At 64.3% G+C, this 19,630-nt stretch carries 17 protein-coding genes and 1 pseudogene; 8 read left to right on the top strand and 10 right to left on the bottom strand.

Annotated features, from left to right (window positions below; translation table 11 throughout):
- Positions 1-5: 5 nt before the first annotated feature.
- A complete protein-coding gene (gene copM, locus NKK51_RS02925; RefSeq protein WP_352439733.1) occupies positions 6-398 on the top strand; it encodes a CopM family metallochaperone in 393 nt (130 codons plus the stop codon).
- An 84-nt stretch (positions 399-482) separates the two neighbouring features.
- A complete protein-coding gene (locus tag NKK51_RS02920; protein ID WP_023811640.1) occupies positions 483-1,328 on the top strand; it encodes an aldo/keto reductase in 846 nt (281 codons plus the stop codon).
- A 205-nt stretch (positions 1,329-1,533) separates the two neighbouring features.
- Here NKK51_RS02920 and mutS read toward each other — a convergent pair whose 3' ends face one another.
- Positions 1,534-4,257, bottom strand: a complete 2,724-nt coding sequence (gene mutS, locus NKK51_RS02915; protein WP_352551096.1) for a DNA mismatch repair protein MutS — start codon at positions 4,255-4,257, stop codon at positions 1,534-1,536.
- Between the two features lie 213 nt (positions 4,258-4,470).
- On the opposite strand from mutS, the gene NKK51_RS02910 reads away from it, so the two are divergent.
- On the top strand, positions 4,471-6,750 hold the full coding sequence (locus NKK51_RS02910) for an NADP-dependent malic enzyme (RefSeq protein ID WP_023811643.1): 2,280 nt from the start codon (positions 4,471-4,473) through the stop codon (positions 6,748-6,750).
- A 33-nt stretch (positions 6,751-6,783) separates the two neighbouring features.
- On the opposite strand, the gene NKK51_RS02905 is transcribed toward NKK51_RS02910, so the two are convergent.
- Both NKK51_RS02905 and NKK51_RS02900 read right to left on the bottom strand, forming a co-directional pair.
- Positions 6,784-7,485 carry an antitoxin Xre/MbcA/ParS-like domain-containing protein gene (locus tag NKK51_RS02905; protein ID WP_352551094.1) on the bottom strand — a complete coding sequence of 234 codons (702 nt, stop codon included), beginning with the start codon at positions 7,483-7,485 and terminating at the stop codon, positions 6,784-6,786.
- A gap of 338 nt (positions 7,486-7,823) precedes the next feature.
- Entirely contained in the window at positions 7,824-8,816 is a 993-nt protein-coding gene (locus tag NKK51_RS02900) for an adenosine kinase (protein ID WP_352551092.1), read from the bottom strand.
- 228 nt (positions 8,817-9,044) lie between these two features.
- Here NKK51_RS02900 and NKK51_RS02895 point away from each other — a divergent pair, with 228 nt between their 5' ends.
- Complete coding sequence (locus tag NKK51_RS02895; protein WP_352551090.1) at positions 9,045-9,977, top strand: DMT family transporter; 933 nt, start codon at positions 9,045-9,047, stop codon at positions 9,975-9,977.
- A gap of 170 nt (positions 9,978-10,147) precedes the next feature.
- On the top strand, positions 10,148-10,864 hold the full coding sequence (locus NKK51_RS02890; RefSeq protein WP_352551089.1) for a sulfate transporter family protein: 717 nt from the start codon (positions 10,148-10,150) through the stop codon (positions 10,862-10,864).
- Here NKK51_RS02890 and NKK51_RS02885 read toward each other — a convergent pair.
- From NKK51_RS02885 to NKK51_RS02860, 6 genes and pseudogenes are all read right to left on the bottom strand, one after another.
- Positions 10,861-11,858 (bottom strand): annotated as a pseudogene (locus NKK51_RS02885) (proline racemase family protein). The gene NKK51_RS02890 and the pseudogene NKK51_RS02885 overlap by 4 nt on opposite strands.
- A 14-nt stretch (positions 11,859-11,872) precedes the next feature.
- Positions 11,873-12,676, bottom strand: coding sequence for an isocitrate lyase/PEP mutase family protein (locus NKK51_RS02880; protein WP_352551088.1), 804 nt, complete (start codon positions 12,674-12,676; stop codon positions 11,873-11,875).
- Between the two features lie 80 nt (positions 12,677-12,756).
- Positions 12,757-13,611, bottom strand: coding sequence for a hypothetical protein (locus tag NKK51_RS02875; protein WP_352551087.1), 855 nt, complete (start codon positions 13,609-13,611; stop codon positions 12,757-12,759).
- A 70-nt stretch (positions 13,612-13,681) separates the two neighbouring features.
- Positions 13,682-14,344: an HAD family hydrolase gene (locus NKK51_RS02870; RefSeq protein ID WP_352551085.1), complete on the bottom strand. Its 663-nt coding sequence runs from the start codon at positions 14,342-14,344 to the stop codon at positions 13,682-13,684.
- Complete coding sequence (gene dut / locus NKK51_RS02865; protein WP_056588233.1) at positions 14,344-14,829, bottom strand: dUTP diphosphatase; 486 nt, start codon at positions 14,827-14,829, stop codon at positions 14,344-14,346. Before dut ends, NKK51_RS02870 begins: the two co-directional genes overlap by 1 nt.
- Positions 14,830-15,148: 319 nt before the next feature.
- Positions 15,149-15,619, bottom strand: a complete 471-nt coding sequence (locus NKK51_RS02860) for an Lrp/AsnC family transcriptional regulator (protein ID WP_352551083.1) — start codon at positions 15,617-15,619, stop codon at positions 15,149-15,151.
- Positions 15,620-15,733: 114 nt separating this feature from the next.
- On the opposite strand from NKK51_RS02860, the gene NKK51_RS02855 reads away from it, so the two are divergent.
- The 3 genes from NKK51_RS02855 (at position 15,734) to NKK51_RS02845 (ending at position 18,495) form a co-directional block, all read left to right on the top strand.
- Complete coding sequence (locus NKK51_RS02855; protein ID WP_095787189.1) at positions 15,734-15,982, top strand: DUF6356 family protein; 249 nt, start codon at positions 15,734-15,736, stop codon at positions 15,980-15,982.
- A 15-nt stretch (positions 15,983-15,997) separates the two neighbouring features.
- On the top strand, positions 15,998-16,798 hold the full coding sequence (locus NKK51_RS02850; RefSeq protein ID WP_352551081.1) for a class II glutamine amidotransferase: 801 nt from the start codon (positions 15,998-16,000) through the stop codon (positions 16,796-16,798).
- A gap of 323 nt (positions 16,799-17,121) precedes the next feature.
- On the top strand, positions 17,122-18,495 hold the full coding sequence (locus NKK51_RS02845; protein WP_352551079.1) for an amidase: 1,374 nt from the start codon (positions 17,122-17,124) through the stop codon (positions 18,493-18,495).
- Here the strand turns inward: NKK51_RS02845 and NKK51_RS02840 are convergent.
- Positions 18,489-19,562 carry an NAD(P)/FAD-dependent oxidoreductase gene (locus NKK51_RS02840; RefSeq protein ID WP_352551077.1) on the bottom strand — a complete coding sequence of 358 codons (1,074 nt, stop codon included), beginning with the start codon at positions 19,560-19,562 and terminating at the stop codon, positions 18,489-18,491. The two genes, NKK51_RS02845 and NKK51_RS02840, sit on opposite strands and share 7 nt — an antisense overlap.
- Between the last annotated feature and the right edge of the window lie 68 nt (positions 19,563-19,630).

The following is a 19,630-nucleotide window of genomic DNA, read 5'->3' as shown; positions in this document are numbered from 1 at the left end:
CATGAATGACCTTCGCCAAAAAACTCGTGCTGCTGCTGATGGCGGCCGGAATGCTGGTTGCCGTCTTCCTCGAAAGTGTTCCGGCGCAAAGTGAGGAGATGAAACACGACATGGGCGCCATGGCGACGGACGCGACCAGCCCCTCGACCGAGGGCTACAAGGCAGCGATGGACAAGATGCATGCCGACATGATGGCATCTGAATATACCGGCAATGCCGATGTCGATTTCGTCAAGGGCATGATCCCGCACCATCAGGGTGCCATCGACATGGCCAAGGTCGAGCTTGCCAACGGCAAGGATCCGGAAATCCGCAAGCTGGCCGAAGGCGTCATCGCCGCGCAGGAAGCCGAGATCAAGCAGATGCAGGCCTGGCTCGCCGCCCATCCGGTGAAGTAAGTCTTCAGCCATCGCCAGCTCGGCGAGAACGCCTCTGGATTTCTCGTCCAGCCTGTGATGCGATCGGCCCAAATGGAGCCCGCCATGCCGCCGACCATCAGAACCACCAAACTGCCCTCAGGCGAAGCCGTTCAGGTGCTTGGCCAGGGCACATGGAAGATGGGCGAGGATATCAGTCGCCGTGCCGATGAGGTGAATGCCCTCAAGCTCGGCCTCGACCTCGGCATCACACTGATCGACACTGCCGAAATGTATGCCAGCGGCGGCGCCGAGGAGGTGGTGGCAGAGGCTATTGCCGGGCGCCGTGACGAGACCTTCCTGGTCTCGAAAGTTCTGCCATCGAACGCTTCGCGCGCGGGCGTGCAGCGCGCCTGCGAAAACAGCCTGAAGCGCCTGCGCACTGACCGCATCGATCTCTATCTGCTGCATTGGCCGGGCAGCGTGCCGCTGGCGGAAACGGTCGCGGCCTTCGAGGCCCTGAAAAAGGCGGGCAAGATCCGTCACTGGGGCGTCAGCAATTTCGACACCGACGAGATGGAAGAGCTGATCGGCTTGTCGGATGGCGGCAATGTCCAGACCAACCAGGTGCTCTACAATCTGGTCCGGCGCGGCCTCGAATTCGACCTGGCGCCGTGGAGCCGGCAGCGCGGCATTCCGCTAATGGCTTATTCGCCGGTCGAGCAGGGCGCGCTGGCGCGCAATGCCAGGCTGGAAGCCATTGCCGCCCGCCACAAGGCCACGGCGGCACAGATCGCCCTGGCCTGGGTGATGCATCAGGAGGGCGTCATCGCCATCCCGAAGGCCAGCAGCCAAGAGCATGTCCGCCAGAACGTCGCGGCGCTCGACATCAAGCTTACGCCGCAGGACATCGCCGATCTCGACCGTGGCTTTCCGCCACCGACGCGCAAACGCGGGCTGGAGATGATTTAGGCGCGCAGATAGCGAAGGCCGCGTTCCGTCACACCCCCCTCTGGCCTGCCGGCCATCTCCCCCGCAAGGGGGAGATAGGCAGCTTCCGCGCTCCGCTCTCCTTGCATGGTGATTGGCGAAAGCCAAGGTGACGTCCGATCTCCCCCCTTGCGGGGGAGATGCCCGGTAGGGCAGAGGGGGGTGCTGTCCCGCCGACCTTTACTGGCTACGCCAGTCCCTTAAGCCGGTAAAGCGCCTCCAGCGCCTCGCGCGGCGTCATCTCGTCGGGATTGATCGCGCCGAGCGCGTCGCCGAGCGCATCGTTTTTCGTCGGCTTTGGCGCTTCGCGCTTCACCGCCACCGAAAACAGCGGCAGGTCATCCACCAGCCGGTTGGTCTTGCCGGAGACTTCGCCTTCTTCGAGCTGATGCAGCACTTCCTTGGCCCGGTCGACCACCGCTTCCGGCAGCCCGGCCAGCCGCGCCACCTGCACACCGTAGGAGCGGTCGGCGGCGCCCTTGCCGACCTCGTGCAGGAAGACGACGTCGTTTTCCCATTCCTTGACCCGCATGGTGACGTTGTGGAGCCGCGCCAGCTTGCCGGCCAGCGAGGTCATTTCGTGAAAGTGAGTAGCGAAGATCGCCCGGCAGCGGTTCTTCTCATGCAGATATTCGGCCGCCGCCCAGGCGATCGACAGGCCGTCGAAGGTGGCGGTGCCGCGGCCGATCTCGTCGAGGATCACCAGGGCGCGCTCGCCGGCCTGGTTGAGGATTGCCGCCGTCTCGACCATCTCGACCATGAAGGTCGAGCGGCCGCGCGCCAGATCGTCCGAGGCGCCGACACGCGAGAACAGCCGGTCGACGACGCCGATATGGGCCGAGGTCGCCGGCACGAACGAGCCGGTCTGCGCCAGGATGGCGATCAGCGCGTTTTGCCGCAGGAACGTCGACTTGCCGCCCATGTTGGGGCCGGTCAGAAGCCAGATCGCGCCATTCTTGGCGCTGCCCTCCGGCGACAGGTCGCAATCATTGGCGACGAACGGGCCTTCGCCCGAACGGCGCAAGGCCTGCTCGACCACCGGATGCCGGCCCCCCAAAATGTCGAAAGCAAGGCTCGAATCCACCACCGGCCGGCACCAGGCTTCGCTTTCCGAGAGAAGCGCAAGTGCCGCCGAGACATCGAGCACGGCCAGCGCATCCGCACCGGCGCGGATCTTCTCCGCTTCGCCGACCGCTTCCGCCGTCAGCGCGTCGAAGGCGGCAAGCTCGATGCTGAGCGCCCGGTCGGCGGCGTTGGCGATCTTGGTCTCGAGTTCGGCAAGCTCGGTCGTCGTGAAGCGCATGGCGTTGGCCATGGTCTGGCGGTGGATGAAGCGAGCCTTGGCGCCGTCGCTGCCGGTCATGATCGCGTGGTGATTGGCGGTCACCTCGATGTAGTAGCCAAGCACATTGTTGTGGCGGATCTTCAGCGAGCGGATGCCTGTCTCGTCGATCAGCGAGCGCTCCAGCCCGGCGATCACTTTGCGCGACTCATCGCGCAGCGCCCGCATCTCGTCGAGATCGGGGTGATAGCCGCCGCGAACGAAGCCGCCGTCACGCTTGAGCAGCGGCAGTTCGTCGCCAAGCGCCTGTGTCAGGTGCTGGGCCAGCGCCTGGGGCAGCGCGTGGATGGCAGCGAGTGCCGCCGTCAATTCCCTGGGCAGGGCGGTCGCGGCAAAGATCTCGGCGATCGCGCCGGCAGCCTCGAAACCGGCGCGCAGCGCGCCAAGGTCGCGCGGACCGCCCCGGTTGAGCGCCAGCCTGGACAGCGCGCGCGGCATGTCGGCGACGCTCTTCAGGCTCGACCGTACCGCCTGGCACAGCCGCGTTTCGGCACGGAAGAACGAAACCGAGGCCAGCCTGCCGCCGATCGCCACCGGGTCGGTCAGTGGCGCCATCAGCCGGTCGGCGAGCAGCCTTGCGCCGCCGCCCGTCACCGTGCGGTCGATCGCCTTGAACAGCGAGCCTTCGCGGCTACCCGACAGAGTGCGTAAGAGTTCCAGATTGCCGCGCGTGGCCGGATCGATGAACAGGGTCGATCCTTGCTCTTCGCGCTCGGGCCGCGACAGCGGCGGGCGCTCCGCCTTCTGCGTCTTCTCGACATAGGCGATGGCGCCGGAGATCGCCGACAGTTCGGCGCGCGAAAAGGCGCCAAAACTATCCGGTGTCGCCACATCGAAGAAGCGGGCGATGCGTCCCGTGGCCGAGGCCGAATCAAACAGCGACGGCGGCTGCGGGCTGGCGACGCGGCCAAGCACGTCGAACACCGGTTTCAACTCCGGATCGTGGAACACCGGCTCGGCGACGATCAGCTCGCGCGGATCGACGCGGAAAATGTCGGCCAAAAGCCGGTCGGCGGTGGTGTCGGTGACGCGGAAGGCGCCCGTCGAGATATCGATCCAGGCCAGCGCAAAGGAGTGATCCGCTCCGCCTTTCACCCGCCCCAGCGCCATCAGGAAGCTCGATTCCGACGGCGCCAGCAATTTGTCCTCGGTGATGGTGCCCGGTGTCACCAGCCGCACCACGTCGCGGCGCACCACCGATTTGCCGCCGCGTTTCTTGGCCTCGGCCGGATCCTCGATCTGTTCGCAGACGGCAACGCGGAAACCCTGGCCGATCAGCTTTTGCAGATAATCGTCGGCGGCATGCACCGGCACGCCGCACATCGGAATGTCGAGCCCTTGATACTTGCCGCGTTTGGTCAGCACGATGCCCAACGCCCGGCTCGCCTTCTCGGCATCGTCGAAGAACAGCTCGTAGAAATCGCCCATGCGATAGAACAGCAGCGAATCGGGGTTCGCCGCCTTGATCTCGATGAATTGCTCGATCATCGGCGTGGCGCCGGCGTGGGCGGTCGGCACCGGCGTCATCGCCTCGGGGGCGTCTGGCTCGTTCGGGCTGTGCATGTTCATGCGCGGCACGCTAGCAGATGTGATGATGCGGTTTAATGCCAGAGCTTCGAAAAACAGGGGACGACGGGACGGCAGCTTGTCCGCAATTGCCGATGCGGACGGCGATTCCAGCGCGCTGGCGGTTTACACGCGGCGGCGCGTGGTCTTAATTCGGTCCGACACAAAGCACCCGCTTCAACGAGGTGCTGCACCGGTGAGGAAATCAAGAACATCATGGCCAGGAAAACCGAGAACAACGGTCCGTCCGTCAGTGCGCAGGAAGCGCTCGAATTCCACGCCATGGGTCGCCCCGGCAAGCTGGAGGTCGTTGCCACCAAGCCGATGGCGACGCAACGCGACCTCAGCCTCGCCTATTCGCCTGGCGTCGCGGTTCCTGTTCTGGCCATCGCCGAAGACCCCTCGCGCGCCTTCGACTACACGACGCGCGGCAATATGGTCGCCGTCATCTCCAACGGCACCGCCATTCTCGGCCTTGGCAATCTCGGCGCGCTGGCCTCCAAGCCGGTGATGGAGGGCAAGGCGGTGCTGTTCAAGCGCTTCGCCGATGTCGATTCCATCGACCTCGAGGTCGATACCGAGGACGCCGACGAGTTCATCAACTGTGTGCGTTTCCTCGGGCCCTCTTTCGGCGGCATCAATCTCGAGGACATCAAGGCGCCGGAATGCTTCATCATCGAGCAGCGCCTGCGCGAATTGATGGACATCCCGGTCTTCCATGACGACCAGCACGGCACTGCGATCATCTCGGCCGCCGGCCTGATCAACGCGCTGGAAATCACCGGCCGCGACATGAAGACCACAAAAATGGTCTGCAACGGCGCCGGTGCAGCCGGCATCGCCTGTATCGAGCTGATGAAGGCGATGGGTTTTGCCCCCGAAAACATCACTTTGTGCGACACCAAGGGTGTGGTGTTCCAGGGCCGCACCGAAGGCATGAACCAGTGGAAGTCGGCGCATGCGGTCAAGACCGAGGCGCGCAGCCTCGCCGAGGCGCTCGACGGCGCCGACGTCTTCCTCGGCCTCTCCGCCAAGGGCGCGCTGACCACCGCCATGGTGCAGTCGATGGCCAAGAACCCGATCATCTTCGCCATGGCCAATCCCGATCCGGAAATCACGCCGGAGGAGGTCGCCGAAATCCGCACCGACGCCATCATGGCCACAGGGCGTTCTGATTACCCCAACCAGGTCAACAACGTGCTCGGCTTCCCCTACATCTTCCGCGGCGCGCTGGATGTCAGGGCAACCACCATCAATGACGACATGAAGATCGCCGCCGCGCAGGCGCTGGCGGCATTGGCACGCCAGGATGTGCCCGACGACGTCGCCGCCGCCTATCAGGGCAACCGGCCGAAATTCGGCCCCAACTACATCATCCCGGTGCCGTTCGACCCGCGCCTGATCTCGGCCATCCCGATTGCGGTGGCCAAGGCGGCGATGGATTCCGGCGTCGCCCGCAAGCCGATCCTCGATCTCGATCGTTACGCGCAGGAACTGTCGGCCCGCCGCGACCCGATCGCATCGACCCTGCAGCGCATCTACGACCGCGTGCGCCGCCAGCCCAAGCGCATCGTCTTCGCCGAGGGCGAGGAGGAGCAGGTCATGCGCGCCGCCGTCTCCTATGTGAACCAGCGGCTCGGCACCGCCATCCTGCTCGGACGCGACGACGTCATCAAGGAAAACGCCAAGCACGCCGGCATCGACCTCAACAAGCAAGGCATCGAGATCATCAACGCCCGCCTGTCGCGCCGCAACGGCATCTACACCGACTATCTCTACGAGCGCATGCAGCGCAAAGGCTTCCTGTTCCGCGACTGCCAGCGGCTGATCAACAATGACCGCAACCATTTTGCCGCCTGCATGGTGGCGCTGGGCGACGCCGACGGCATCGTCACGGGTGTGACCCGCAACTATTCCACCGCACTCGACGACATCCGCCGCGTCATCGACGCCAAGCCCGGCCACCGCGTCATCGGCGTCTCGATCGTGCTGGCGCGGGGCAAGACCGTGCTCGTCGCCGACACCGCCGTGCACGACATGCCGAACGCCGAGCAGATCGCCGACATCGCCGAGGAGGCCGCGGGCTTTGCCCGCCGCATGGGCTATGAGCCGAGGCTCGCCATGCTCGCCTATTCGACCTTCGGCCATCCGCAGGGCGAGCGCTCCGAGCGCGTCCAGGAAGCGGTGCGCATCCTCGACAAGCGCCGCGTCGATTTCGAATATGACGGCGAAATGGCCGCCGACGTGGCGCTCAATGCGCGGGCCATGGCGCAATATCCGTTCATAAGGTTGACCGGCCCGGCCAATGTGCTGATCATGCCGGCGTTCCACTCGGCCTCGATCTCGACCAAGATGCTGCAGGAACTCGGCGGCTCCACGGTCATCGGCCCGCTGCTGGTCGGCTTGAACAAGCCAGTTCAGATCGTGTCGCTCAACGCCAAGGACTCGGACATCGTCAACATGGCGGCGATCGCGGCGTATACGGCGGGGACTTGAGCGGCGAGCCTTAGCGGTGAGTCTGCGAGGCGTTCAGCCCGGCGCGAATACGCGCGCGGCCTCAACGACCTCGTCGACCTGATCCTGCCGAAGCAGGTCGACGGGAATGCGGCCGTCGAGCTGCGCCGAGGGCCGCGTCAGCCACAGCCATGCGAGCCTTGGATTGGTGATCAGCGACAGCACGTCGCGAATGCCTGCAACCGGCCGTCCGTCGACGAACTGCGCCAGCGGGAAGACATGTTTGCGGCCGCCCTTGCGCAAGGCGATGACCTCACCCCGTCTCTGCCAACGGTGCAGGGTCGAGCGGGCGATGCGCAAATGCTCCTCCAGATAGGTCGAGCCGGCGACGCGGCCCGCCCAGTCCTCGAGCAGCATCGATTCGAGATCGTCCGACTTTGGCAGCGAAGGAGGCTCGACATCGGCCAACGGGGTCATCGGCGGATTGATCACGCCGGCAATACCGGCTTCGCTGCGGCGCGCGGCTTCCGCCGCCAGCGCGCGCACGAATTTCGAGGCCAGGCCGGGCAGGTCGGCATGGATGGCGTCGATGGCGCGCTGGTGCTTCGGTGACAGCAAGGTGACAGCGGACGCTATGCTGCCGGCGATCTTGCCGACCGAGACCATGGTGGGCTTGTTGATGGCCTCGTCATAGTGCGCAAGCGCGCGCTCGACGTCCTCCGCGACCATCTCCGCGAAGTCGTCCTGTTTGAGGCCCTGAATCTGAAATCTGTTCATGCATCTGTCTTCTGGCCGCGCGCTCCCCTCAACTGCGGCCGATTGTTGAATCTCTAGAGCGGAAAGCGGAAATCGCGGCGGCAACGAATCCGGCCGCCCGACAGCATGCTGTCTAGCATTTCTTGACACCCCAACGGACTGAGGGCGCACCGAAATGTCAGTCGCGGGACGCCCGGATTGCGTGTAGGTGCGATGTATGACAGCCGCGCGACGGTGAGAAGCGGTCCGCGCAGCGGACGAAAAGCCAATTGCTTGGCTTTTCGAGCTTCGAACGCCCTGAGCCTGCGAAGGGCAGCGGCGCGACCGGCCGCCTACGGCACAAGCGCCGGGCTTTAAGGTTACAGCAACCCCGCCTGCTCAGCCTCGCGGCGCAGATTCTGCCGTGGCCTGGGGCCGATCTGCTGGATCACCAATCCGGCCGCCAGTGAGCCAAGATCGCCGCAAGTCTGCAGGTCGCGGCCTTGCGTGTAACCATGCAGGAAGCCGGCGGCATAGAGATCGCCGGCGCCCGTCGTGTCGACCAGTTCCTTGATGGCGGTCGCCTTGATGACCACGGTCTCGTCGCCGCGCACGATCACCGAGCCTTTTTCCGAGCGGGTGACGGCGGCGATCCGGCAATCCTTGCGGATCTGCGCCAGCGCCTCGTCGAACGACGATGTCTGGTAGAGCGACTTGATCTCGTGGCTGTTGGCAAAGACGATATCGACCGTGCCCGAACGCATCAGGTCGAGGAATTCGTCTCGGTAGCGGTCGACGCAGAACGAATCCGACAGTGTCATGGAGACTTCGCGGCCTGCCGCGTGCGCCAGCTTGGCCGTCTGCCGGATTGCTTCCTTGGCGCGCGGCGGGTCCCACAGATAGCCTTCGAAATAGGTGACCTTGGCGCCAGACGCCTTGTCGGCTTCGACATCCTCAGGGCCAAGCTCGACGCAGGCGCCGAGATAGGTGTTCATCGAGCGCTCGCCGTCGGGCGTGACGAAGATCATCGAGCGCGCCGTCGGCGGCTCACCCTTGAGCGGCGTGGTGTCGAAGGCGACGCCCTGCGCATGGATATCGTGGGCGTAGATTTCGCCCAGCGCATCGTTGGAGACCTTGCCGAAGAAGGCGGCGCGGCCGCCGAAGCTGGCGACACCGGCCGCCGTGTTGCCGGCACTGCCGCCGGACGCCTCGATCGCCGGACCCATGCGGCTGTAGAGCAGTTCGGCGCGTCGTGTGTCGATGAGGTTCATCGCGCCCTTGATGATGCCGTTGGTCTCGAGGAATTCCTCGTCGCACTGGGCGATGATGTCGACAATGGCATTGCCGATGCAAAGCACGTCATAATCCGGCATCAAAATCTCCGCCAAAACCCGAGCCGGCTTCTTGCCACGCCGGTCCGGCGCGGGTCTAGCGATTTGAAACCGGTTTGCCTAGGGCGTGAGACGCAACTTTGGCGGAACAGGCAAAAGGCGCATCAGCCGGGAGGCGCTATGACAATTCGACCGTGGCCGAAGCATTTCGTCGCCGCACCGCCTACAAGCCTGGTTCAGCCGATCCCGTTTCGAAGGCGAGCCAGCCCCATGTCTACAAAGAAGATCTCGACAAAGAACGAGCCTGCAAAGAACGACATGACCACCGACCTGACACTGCTCGTCGTGCTGGCAGTGCTCTGGGGCGCCTCCTACACCTTCATCAAGATCGGCGTCGAAACCATCCCGCCGGTCACCTTCATAGCCGCCCGCACCCTGATCGCCGGCGGTATCCTGTTCGCCATCATCCGCTGGCGCGGGCTCGCCATGCCGGGCGATGCGGCAAGCTGGCGCCGCTTTGCCTTCCAGGCATGCCTCAACAGCGTCATACCATTCACCCTGATCGCCGCCGCCGAACGTTCGGTCGACGCCGGCCTCGCCACGATCCTGAATGCAACTTCGCCGATCTTCACCTTCCTTTTGACCGCGCTCATCACCCGCCACGAGCCGGTCACCCTACGCAAACTGATTGGCGTCGGCGCCGGCATTGCCGGCATCTGCCTCATCATCGGCACCGAGGCGCTGGGTGGCCTCGGTCACGAGCTGTGGGCGCAGTTGGCAATCGTCGCGGCAACAATCTGCTATGCGGGTGCGGCCATTTTCGGCCGTGGTTTCAAGGGCCTCGACCCAATGCTGCCTGCCGCCGGTTCCATGCTGTGCGGCGCCGTCATACTCGTGCCCCTCAGCCTTGTGTTCGACCAGCCATGGACGCTGGCGCCCTCGACCGCGTCGATCCTGGCCCTGCTCGGCCTGTCGGTGTTTTCGACGGCGCTGGCCTTCGTCATCTATTTCCGCCTCATCCACACGCTGGGTTCGGTCGGCACCACCTCGCAGGCCTATCTGCGCGTACCGATCGGCGTCGGCATCGGCGCTCTCTTCCTCGGCGAAAGCCTTGGTTCGACGGCATGGCTGGGCATGGGTTTCGTCGTGGCCGGGGTCGCTGCCATGACCATCCCGATTCGAAAGCCGGCGTTTGCGCGGTAGAGCAATTCCAGGAAAAGTGTGAAGCGGTTTTCCCGGGAAAAGCGCATAGCGCTTTCCCTTGGGAATTGCGTCAAAGCAAAGAACCAGCCCGCTTGTGCTCATGGCCTGCGCTGCCTATCTCGGAAGCATCCGCCTTTTAGGCGGCGTCCGCTAACCGGGGGTGTGACAAGGTGATTTTCGACGCTGCCCGCACTGCGGCCCTCGAGCTGCTCTCGCCTCCCTTTCGGGCCGTGTTCCTCAAGACATTGGGTCTGACGCTGCTGGCGCTTGTCGCCTTGTGGTTCGGCCTGACCAGCCTCGTCGAGTGGCTCGCCCTGCCGTGGCTACAGACGCTGTTGCCCGGCATACCGTCCTGGGCCGGCTGGCTGGGTGGCATCATCGCCGCGATAGCGCTTGCCTTCGGCATGGCGCTGCTCATCGCGCCGGTGACGGCTGTTGTCGCCGGCCTGTTCCTCGACGATATCGCCGAAGTGGTCGAGCGCACCGACTATCCCGGCGATCCGACCGGCCGCGCCATGCCGGCGCTGCGCTCGCTGGTGCTGTCGGCGCGATTCCTCGGCGTCGTCATTCTTGGCAACATCGTCGCCCTGCTGCTTCTCTTGGTGCCGGGCGTCAACATCGCCGCCTTCTTCATCGTCAATGGCTATCTGCTCGGGCGCGAGTTTTTCGAATTCGCCGCCATGCGCTTTCGCGGGGAAGACGAGGCCAGGGTCTTGCGCAGGCACTATGCCGGCACGGTGTTTCTCGCCGGGCTGCTCATCGCGGCTTTCCTCGCCGTGCCGTTGCTCAACCTGCTGACGCCGCTCTTCGCCGCCGCCATGATGGTGCATCTGCACAAGGCGATCTCGGTGCGGGAAGCGGCCCGACCTGGATATAGGCGCCCCTAACGCAGGAGAAATCCGCGTCCGAGCTCGTCATCGGCCTCGACGATGAATTCGGTCCGCCCGGAATAATAGGCGCGGCCGCCGACGCGGGCGATGATCGCCTCATGCGGGCCAGCCTGCGCCGTCCGCGCCACGGCTCCGGAAAAACGCGAGCCGGCAATGCTTTCGAACATGCGTGTCTGCCCGATCGCGATCTCGCCCTTGGCATGCATGGCCGCCAGCCTTGCGGTGACGCCTGAGCCGGTCGGCGAGCGGTCGACCTCGGCCTCGGCAAAGACGCAGATGTTTTTGGTTACCTCGCCGGAAAACGCGTCGCGGCCATCAGTCAGGATGGTGCCGTAGAGAAGGCAAGGTCGGCGTGGTCGGGATGCGACAGCGGCAGTTCGGCCTTGAGCCTGTTGGTCAGTGCGGTTGCCGCATCGACGAAATCGCGCACCCGGTCGCGGCCGAATTCCAGCCCGAATTGGTGGCAATCGGCCAGCGCGTAGAAAGCGCCGCCATAGGCGATGTCGAAGCCGATCGTGCCATGGCCCGCCAGCTCTATCGTCTGGCTGGCGGCGAACAGGAAGGCCGGCACGCTTTCGAACGACACCGCGCCGGCCTTGCCGTCCCTGACCTCCACCGAGGCGACGACCAGTCCGCACGGCGCCTCGATGTTGACAGTCGTGATTGGCTCCTGTTTCGCCACCAGCCCCTCGTCGACGGCATAGCGGCCGAGCGCGACGATGGCGTGGCCGCACATGGTCGAATAGCCCTCATTGTGCATGAACAGCACGGCAAGGTCGGCGCCGGGTAGATCGGGTTCGACCAGCAAGGCGCCATACATGTCGTAGTGGCCGCGCGGCTCGAACATCAGGATTTTCCTGAGATGATCGAGATGGTCGCGCACATAGGCGCGCTTTTCCAGGATGGTGCCCTTTGGAATACTGGGATAGCCGCCGGTGACGATCCTGAGCGGCTCGCCGCCGGTATGCATATCGACGACGGTAAGCGTCATGCGATGGGCCTCATCTAGGCTGAAGGTTTGGCGAACAGCGCCTGCAATTTGCTGAACGGCATGGCGGCGCGGGTGAAGCCGAACGTGCCGTCCTGCTGGATCTCGCGTGCCGCCGTTTCCAGCATGCCATAGGCGAAATTGGTCAGCCACGGCCCGAGCGAGATACGCTTGACGCCGGCCACGGCGAGGTCGGCGATGGTGAAGCCGGGCTTTGCCATGACATTGACCGGCTTGCTGACCGCCGAGCAGATGGCGCGGATCATCTCGACGTCGCCGATGCCCGGCGCATAGAGCACGTCGGCGCCGGCCTTCTCGAAGGCCTGCAGCCGCTTGATGGTGTCGTCGAGGTCGGACTTGCCCCACAGAAAGTTCTCGGCGCGCGCGGTGCAGACGAAATCGCGCTTCAGCGCCCGCGCCGCTTCCACCGCTGCCGCAACACGTTCGACGGCGTGGGAGAAATCATAGATCGGCTTGTCCGGATCGCCGGTGTGGTCTTCGATCGAGCAGCCGGCAAGACCGGCCGCTTCCGCCGCGAAGATGGTTTCGGCGGCCTGCTCGGCGCTGTCGCCCTTGCCCCTCTCGAGATCGGCCGAGACCGGCAGGCTGGTCGCCGCCGTCACCTCGCGGCAATGATGGATCATCTGGTCGAAGGTCACGGCGCCATCCGGCAGGCCGCGCGAAAAGGCAAAGCCGGCGCTGGTCGTCGCCAGCGCCGTGAAGCCGAACGAGGCCAGCAGCTTCGTCGTGCCGATATCCCAGGGATTGGGCATGACGAAGGTCGAGGCATGCAGGTCGCGAAAGATCTTGCCCTTGTCCATGGTAGTTCCCCCATCATGTGCGCTGCGGTGGCGTGGATTTTATCTTGCCCTCATCGGCCGGGCAAACGAATGCGTTTGGTTTAGAAGCGTTTGGCGTTCTCTCCTGCCAATTTGTCCAGCGCGTCGGAATCCTTGGCGTAGCGCGATGTCCTCTTGTCCCAGTGATAGGTGACGGAGATGTCGTGAGATTCAGACTTGGGCGGCCGGTCATCGCAGCTTTCGCCGTCCACTACGGTGGCATCGGTCACCTTTGCCTTGATCGCCGCATAGCGCCGGCCCTCTGCGATGGCTTTAAAGGCAATGTCCTGCGTCCGGCTATAGGCACACACGTGCTCGTCGAACAAATAGATGATGTCGATCAGCTTCAATTTGTCTCTGGCAATCATAATCAGCGGGACGATCATATAGTTCTGGTTTGAATTGGAATGCGAACTCTCGATCATGAGGACATCATCATTGGCGCCGACGCCGAGCTTGCCGGGCTCGCGGAAATAGGTGTTGCGGTCGAGGGCGACATTGGCGGCGTCGAGCAGCCTTGGCTTGCCCGTAATGTCGTATAGCGCCAGCACCGCATAGCCTTCGGCGCTGTCTGAGGAATCGCCGAGATCGAACAGCATGGTCAGGCGGTCCTTGCCTCCCGCCTTGATGGCAAGCACGGAGGCATTGGAAAAGCCTGAGGTTTCGGGCGGCGAGCCGCCGCTGTCGGGTCCCTCGATATGGCGCATCTTGATCGGCAGCCCGCCCCTGTAAAAGCCATTCTTGTCGGCGGCGAGGTCAGGAATGACCATCCTGGCGAGGTCGAGATAGGTGATGTCTTTTTGGCCGGGCAGTGGGCTGCCGAGCTCCGGAAGGCCGGCGTCTTGCGCGCCGGCCGCGGTCCACAGCAATGGCAGTAGCATCACGGCGAGGATGAAGCGAAGCAGGTTCGTTGGCATGGGTCGCCTCAGGCTGTCGGGCACGCGGAACGTAGCACAGCCTCCCAAGCCGTCCAGTCCGTCAGCCAGCTCAGTGGATCGGCACCAGCCCGGCCAGTTCGCGCATGTCGTCGAACAGGATGCCGCCGGCCTGGATCAGGCCGTCACGGTCGGAATAGGGATCGGCATGATAGGAAAACACCCGCATGCCGGCAGCGATGCCGGCCTGCGTGCCGGCGACGCTGTCCTCGATGACGATGCAGTCGGCAGGTGCAAAGCCCATGGTTTTCGCCGCGTGCAGGAACAGGTCCGGGAACGGCTTGCCGCGACCGACCATGGTCGAAGAAAACATCGCGTGTTCGAACAGCGGCAACAGCCCGGTCTGGCCAAGCGTGATATGCATCTTCGACACTCGGGCCGAGGTGGCGACGCAATAGGCGATGCCGGCGGAACGCACGGCTTCGACAAACTCGCGGACGAAGGGGATCGCCTCGACGCCATGGGCGAACAGGTCCGGCAGGCCGGCATTCCAGCGATCGACGAAATCAGCGCCGAGCCTGACGCTGGTCTCTGCTTCGATCTCTTTCTGCACCGACGCCATGCTGCGGCCGGAGAAATTCTTGCGGCAATATTCGAAGCTTGTCGGATAGCCGGCAGCGGTCAGCCATTCGGCTAGGCGCCGATTGGCCAGGTTCTCTGTATCGACCAGGATGCCGTCGCAGTCGAAGATGACAAGTTTCGGCAGTTCAGACATCAGGCGGTGCCGGTCGATCCGAACCCACCCGCGCCACGCGCCGTGCCACCGGCCAATGTGCGCTCTTCCACGGCCGCCTGGGTCACTGCCGCGAAGACGATCTGGGCGATGCGCATGCCGCGCGTCACGGCAAAGTCCTCGTCGCCGAGGTTGATCAGCAGCACCTTCACTTCGCCGCGATAGTCGCTGTCGATGGTGCCGGGCGTGTTCAGAACGGTTAGGCCATGTTTGAAGGCAAGGCCCGAGCGCGGCCGAACCTGACCCTCCATGCCTTCCGGAATTTCCAGGATCAGCCCGGTCGGCACCAGCGCGCGCTTTCCCGGCAGGATCAGCAGCGGCCGGTCGTCCGGCACCGCCGCGCGCAGATCCATGCCGGCCGCACCGGTGCTTTCATAGGCAGGAAGGGGAAGTCCTTCACCATGCGGCAACCTGACGAAGCCGACGGTCGGACCGATGACGGAGGGAGTTTGAAGGGCTGCGCGCATAAAATCGATCCTATCGGCGCGAACGGCGATTCGGTCAACTCGACTGTAATTCTATCAACGGCTTTCTTTTGGGCGGCACTGTGACCTGGTTCCTCCGCGTAGAAGGTTTGACGATTCGGATGCGCTTGCGTTGACGGACCGCATGCCTTGGCGATTGGGGTAAACGCCCGTCACTTCGTCATCCACGGGTTTTCGCGACGGAGCTTCGCTCCTGCTCCGCCCGTGGATGACGAAGGTGGGGGCACTAATCCCGAATGGTCAAGACGGTGCGCCGGACGAACGATGAGTCTCTAACCTGTCCGCTGCCTATGCACCGCGACTACCTCAGTTCCATCGGAACGATCGTCGTCTCCTTGATTTCCTCCATCACGAACGATGCGGAAACGTCCGACAGCGCCACCTTGGCGATCAGCCGCTGGTAGAGCCGGTCATAGGCCTTCACGTCGGCGACGCGGGCGCGCAAGACATAATCGAGGTCGCCGGACATGCGGTAGACGCCGGTGATCTCGGGAAAGCCGGTCACCGCCGCCCGGAACTTCTGCAGCCAGTCCGGATCGTGGTTGGACGTGCGGATCAGGATGAAGACGGAAAGGCCAAGCCCGAGCTTCTCGGCATCGACCAGCGCCACCCGGCCGGTGATGACGCCGTCTTCCTCCAGCCGCTTCACCCGGCGCCAGCAGGCATTGCGCGACAAGGCCACCCGTTCCGACAGCTGGTCGACCGACAGCGTGCCGTCGCGTTGCAACTCGGTGAGCAATTTTCGGTCGATTTCGTCGATTTCGAGTGCCATGTGGGATGCTTGTCCCAACAATGGGCCGACTACAAGGATAATTTGAGACCGATGAACCGTCGAAGCGTGTCAGGATACTCATATCAGGAACTTCCAGCGCTGAAGGGGACCAGCATGTCGGTCGCAAGGATCTTCACCTCTCATCCGGCCAAGGTCGGCGAAACCTATTTCGGTCATATGGCTTTTGCTGCCTGGTTCTCGTCGCGCCTGTTACTGGCGGCGGGCGCCGCGCTCGTTCATGCTTTCTTGCCATTTCTGTTTGAAACTACAGCCAGCCGAATCGTTCGCGAGCTTTACGAGCGGACGCACAACAGAGGCACACACGCGACCAAGGAGCCTGCGGCTCTTATGGATCGCGCCTAGAGGACGACAGAAGCGATGTGCCGGTGGGCGGCCTATCTGGGTGAAGCGGTCTTTCTCGAAGACATCCTCACCGCGCCCTGTCATTCGCTGATCGCCCAGAGCCATTGCGCCCAGGAAGCGAAGTCGCCGACCAATGGCGACGGCTTCGGCCTTGCCTGGTATGGCGACCGCCCGGAGCCGGGTCTCTATCGCGATATCCTGCCGGCCTGGTCCGATCCCAATCTGAAGAGCCTGTGTCGGCAGATCAAATCCGGCCTGTTCCTCGCCCATGTGCGGGCCTCGACCGGCGGCGCCACCAGCCGCATGAACTGCCATCCGTTCATCTCCGGCTCCTGGTCGTTCATGCACAACGGCCAGATCGGCGGCTTCGAAAAAATCCGCCGCGCGCTGGAGAACTCGCTGTCCGACGCCGTCTTCGACCAGCGCGAAGGCACCACCGATTCCGAATTGTTTTTCCTGCTGATGATCGACGAGGGATTGGCCACCGATCCGCAAGGCGCCGTCTCCCGCGCCACCAGCCGCGTGCTCGACGCCTCGCGCCGCGCCGGCCTCGAACCGGCGCTGAAACTCACGGCCGCCTTCTCCGACGGGCAGGCGCTGCATGCGGTGCGCTACGCCACCGACGCCCACGCGCCGACGCTCTACACTTCTGTCCTGCGCAAGGGCGGCGGCCGCTGCATCGTTTCCGAGCCGTTCGACCGCGAGGGCGGCGACTGGCAAGCGATCCCGCCATCGAGTTTTGTCACCATCACCGGCGATGGCATGGCCATCCGGCCCTTTGCTCCGGGTGTGGCGAAGCTGGCGCTGGTCGGGTAGGTTTCTTCGCCAACTGTAGCGTCGCGGGCCAGCGCCCCCCTCTGTCCTGCCGGACATCTCTCCCACAAGTGGGGAGATTGGCTATTATCGCGGCTTTCGCCAACATCCAATGCCGCAGGACCGAGCGCGGCGCTGAAGCTGCTGATCTCCCCACTTGTGGGGGAGATGTCCGGCAGGACAGAGGGGGGCGCCGTAGAGCGCCGATCTCAAAGGAGCAATTTCGATCAAGCATCACCGAGCTTCAAATGCTGAACTCCGCTTGAAATAGCACCGCTGTCCGCCATCTTGACCAGGGCGATCGCGGCCAAGCCGGAGCCTTGATCATGGACCTCGTCTTTTCCTCAGCCGTCGAACTGGCCGCCGCCATCGCCGCGCGGAAGATTTCCGCCGTGGAAGCACTCGACGCCTATCTGGCTCAGATCTATGCCGTCAACGGGGCCGTCAACGCCGTTATCTCGCTCGACGAGGACGGGGCTCGTGAGCGCGCCAAAAAAGCCGACGCCGCTCAGGCGCGGGGCGCCGCACTTGGGCCGTTGCATGGCGTGCCGTTCACGCTGAAGGACATGCACGAAACATCCGGCATGAAGACCACGGTCGGCTTCCCGCCCTTCGCCGACTATGTCGCCAGGCACGACAGCCCGGTCGTTAGCAGGCTGAGGGCGGCCGGCGGCGTGCTGATGGCCAAGACCAATGTCCCAACCATGCTGTCGGACTGGCAATCAGCCAATCCGCTGTTTGGCCGCACCAGCAATCCCTGGAATCTCCAGCGCACGGCGGGCGGCTCCAGCGGCGGCGCGGCGGCAGCGCTTTGCGCGGGGATGACGTCGTTCGATGTCGGCACCGACATGCAGGATTCGATCCGGCTGCCGGCCGCCTTTTGCGGTGTCTATGGCCTGAAGCCGACGGAGCACCGCGTCTCGCTGGCCGGCGCCTTCCCCGATCCCGGCGAAGCTGCGCGCAGCGTGCGGCTGATGTCCTGCCTCGGGCCGTTGGCGCGCAGCGTGGAAGATTTGTCGCTGATTTATCAAATCATCGCCGGGCCGGACGGAAATGACACCGATCTTGCGCCGGTGCCGGTCGAGGGCATGCCGAAGCTTGACCTCAACACGCTACGCATCGCCTTCGCGCCATCCTTTCCTGGCTTCCCGGTGGCCGGCGACATCAGCGCCGCGGTCGAAAGCCTTGCGAGGCAGTTGCAAGACGCCGGCGCCACCGTCGAAGAGGCAAAACTGCCGAAACTCGATCCGCACGACGATCTGGAGCAGGGCGGTGCGCTGATCGGTATGATGATGGAGGCCGCGCAGCCGGAGCCGCCGGAGGAACCGACACCGGTGTCGCGTTGGTTCGAGGCACTCGCCCGCCGTGACATTTCCATTCTCGCCTGGGACCGGTTTTTCGAAAACTGGGACGCGCTGCTCTGCCCGGTCGCCATGAGCACGGCCTTCCCGCATTGCGAACCGGGCACGCCGATCGAGGTCGATGGTAGGGAGCAGAGCTACTGGATGCTGCCGGCCTATGGCGCCGTCTTCAACTACAGCGGCCATCCAGCGCTTTCGATGCCGTGCGGACTGGACCGCGCCGGCCTGCCGATCGGCCTGCAACTGGTTGGCAAACGCTGGTCGGAGGAGCAGTTGCTCGGCATCGCCAGGACAATCGAACCACTCACCGGCGGCTTTCGCCGTCCGCCGGGCTATTGAGCGAAGCGCGACAATCCATAAGGGGCGAGCAGCGGGTCGCGCTCCCCCTGCAGGATTTCCCGGGCAGCGAACAGGCCGACGGCCGGCGCCAGCGTGATGCCGGAATGCATGACTGCGACATAGACACCGTCCACGCCCTCGGCGCGGCCGATGATCGGAAAGCCGTCGATCGGCGTCGGCCGGTAGCCGACAGTGTGGAAATCGAGTTCCAACCCGTCGCTGTCGCGCAGCATGGCTTTCATGGCCGCAAACAGCGCGTGGGTGGTGGCTTTGGCATCCACACCCGGGTCGGCGCCACCGAAATCCGAGCCGGCGATGATGCGGCCTTCCGCCGTCTGGCGCATATGCAGCCGTTCGGCCAGCACCAGGCCGTTGAGCAGCTTTTTGAAAGGCCGTGAGTGGACGATCAGGCCGGGCGGCGTCTCGATCGGCAGGTTGATCCCGGCCGTCGCGGCAATATCCGGCGAGCCGACGCCGGCCGCGATCACCACCTCGTCGGCTGCAATCAAGCCATGCGATGTGTCGACACCGGTGATCCTGCCACTGGTCTGGACCAGCGCCGTAACCGTGCTGGAGATGATTTTCGCGCCATGTCGCCCGGCGTCTGCCAACAGGGCGCGGGTGGCGGCCACCGGCTCGGCGACGCCTTCCCCAGCCACATGCAAGGCAAAATCCGGAAGCTCGGTGAGATTGGGCTCGATGCGCACAGCACCGGCGCGGTCGACACGCTCGATGCCATAGCCCCAGGCGGAATGCTCGCTGGCATAGGTTTCCATGTCGGCCGCCGACAAATCCCAGCACAGGCCGCCGCACCAGCTCAGCGGTAGGCCGGGCAGGTCCCGCGCCAGCCGCGTCCACTCAGCCATCGCGCGGGTGCGCAGCCGGAAATATGGCTCCGGATTGCCCCAGCTGGCATTGATCCAGGCAAAGGAATTCGGCGTGGCGACCCCGCCGGCAGCACTGTCGGCAATCACCGTCACTTGCGCGCCCGCTCTGCTCAGATGCCAGGCGATGGAGGCACCGATGATGCCGGCGCCGATGACGATCACTTGTTTCGCCGCAGTCATGCTTGCTCCTCTACCTCGTCATCCCGAGGAATGTTCATCCAGTGCCATCCCGGCAGCCACTTGCCAAC

It is taken from the genome of Mesorhizobium sp. M0011, from assembly GCF_040324155.1.
Classification (GTDB): Bacteria; Pseudomonadota; Alphaproteobacteria; order Rhizobiales; family Rhizobiaceae; genus Mesorhizobium.
The sequence above is the reverse complement of the archived record's forward strand: the minus strand, read 5'-3'. Positions and strand labels throughout refer to the sequence as shown.

Coding starts and splice junctions, on each gene's coding strand:
- NKK51_RS02850 (WP_352551081.1), top strand. CDS start 15,998: ATGTGCCGGTGGGCGGCCTATCTGGGTGAAGCGGTCTTTCTCGAAGAC.
- dut (WP_056588233.1), bottom strand. CDS start 14,829: ATGCGCGCAGCCCTTCAAACTCCCTCCGTCATCGGTCCGACCGTCGGC.
- NKK51_RS02875 (WP_352551087.1), bottom strand. CDS start 13,611: ATGCCAACGAACCTGCTTCGCTTCATCCTCGCCGTGATGCTACTGCCA.
- NKK51_RS02855 (WP_095787189.1), top strand. CDS start 15,734: ATGTCGGTCGCAAGGATCTTCACCTCTCATCCGGCCAAGGTCGGCGAA.
- NKK51_RS02910 (WP_023811643.1), top strand. CDS start 4,471: ATGGCCAGGAAAACCGAGAACAACGGTCCGTCCGTCAGTGCGCAGGAA.
- NKK51_RS02870 (WP_352551085.1), bottom strand. CDS start 14,344: ATGTCTGAACTGCCGAAACTTGTCATCTTCGACTGCGACGGCATCCTG.
- NKK51_RS02845 (WP_352551079.1), top strand. CDS start 17,122: ATGGACCTCGTCTTTTCCTCAGCCGTCGAACTGGCCGCCGCCATCGCC.
- copM (WP_352439733.1), top strand. CDS start 6: ATGACCTTCGCCAAAAAACTCGTGCTGCTGCTGATGGCGGCCGGAATG.
- NKK51_RS02900 (WP_352551092.1), bottom strand. CDS start 8,816: ATGCCGGATTATGACGTGCTTTGCATCGGCAATGCCATTGTCGACATC.
- NKK51_RS02840 (WP_352551077.1), bottom strand. CDS start 19,562: ATGACTGCGGCGAAACAAGTGATCGTCATCGGCGCCGGCATCATCGGT.
- mutS (WP_352551096.1), bottom strand. CDS start 4,257: ATGAACATGCACAGCCCGAACGAGCCAGACGCCCCCGAGGCGATGACG.
- NKK51_RS02920 (WP_023811640.1), top strand. CDS start 483: ATGCCGCCGACCATCAGAACCACCAAACTGCCCTCAGGCGAAGCCGTT.
- NKK51_RS02880 (WP_352551088.1), bottom strand. CDS start 12,676: ATGGACAAGGGCAAGATCTTTCGCGACCTGCATGCCTCGACCTTCGTC.
- NKK51_RS02905 (WP_352551094.1), bottom strand. CDS start 7,485: ATGAACAGATTTCAGATTCAGGGCCTCAAACAGGACGACTTCGCGGAG.
- NKK51_RS02860 (WP_352551083.1), bottom strand. CDS start 15,619: ATGGCACTCGAAATCGACGAAATCGACCGAAAATTGCTCACCGAGTTG.
- NKK51_RS02895 (WP_352551090.1), top strand. CDS start 9,045: ATGTCTACAAAGAAGATCTCGACAAAGAACGAGCCTGCAAAGAACGAC.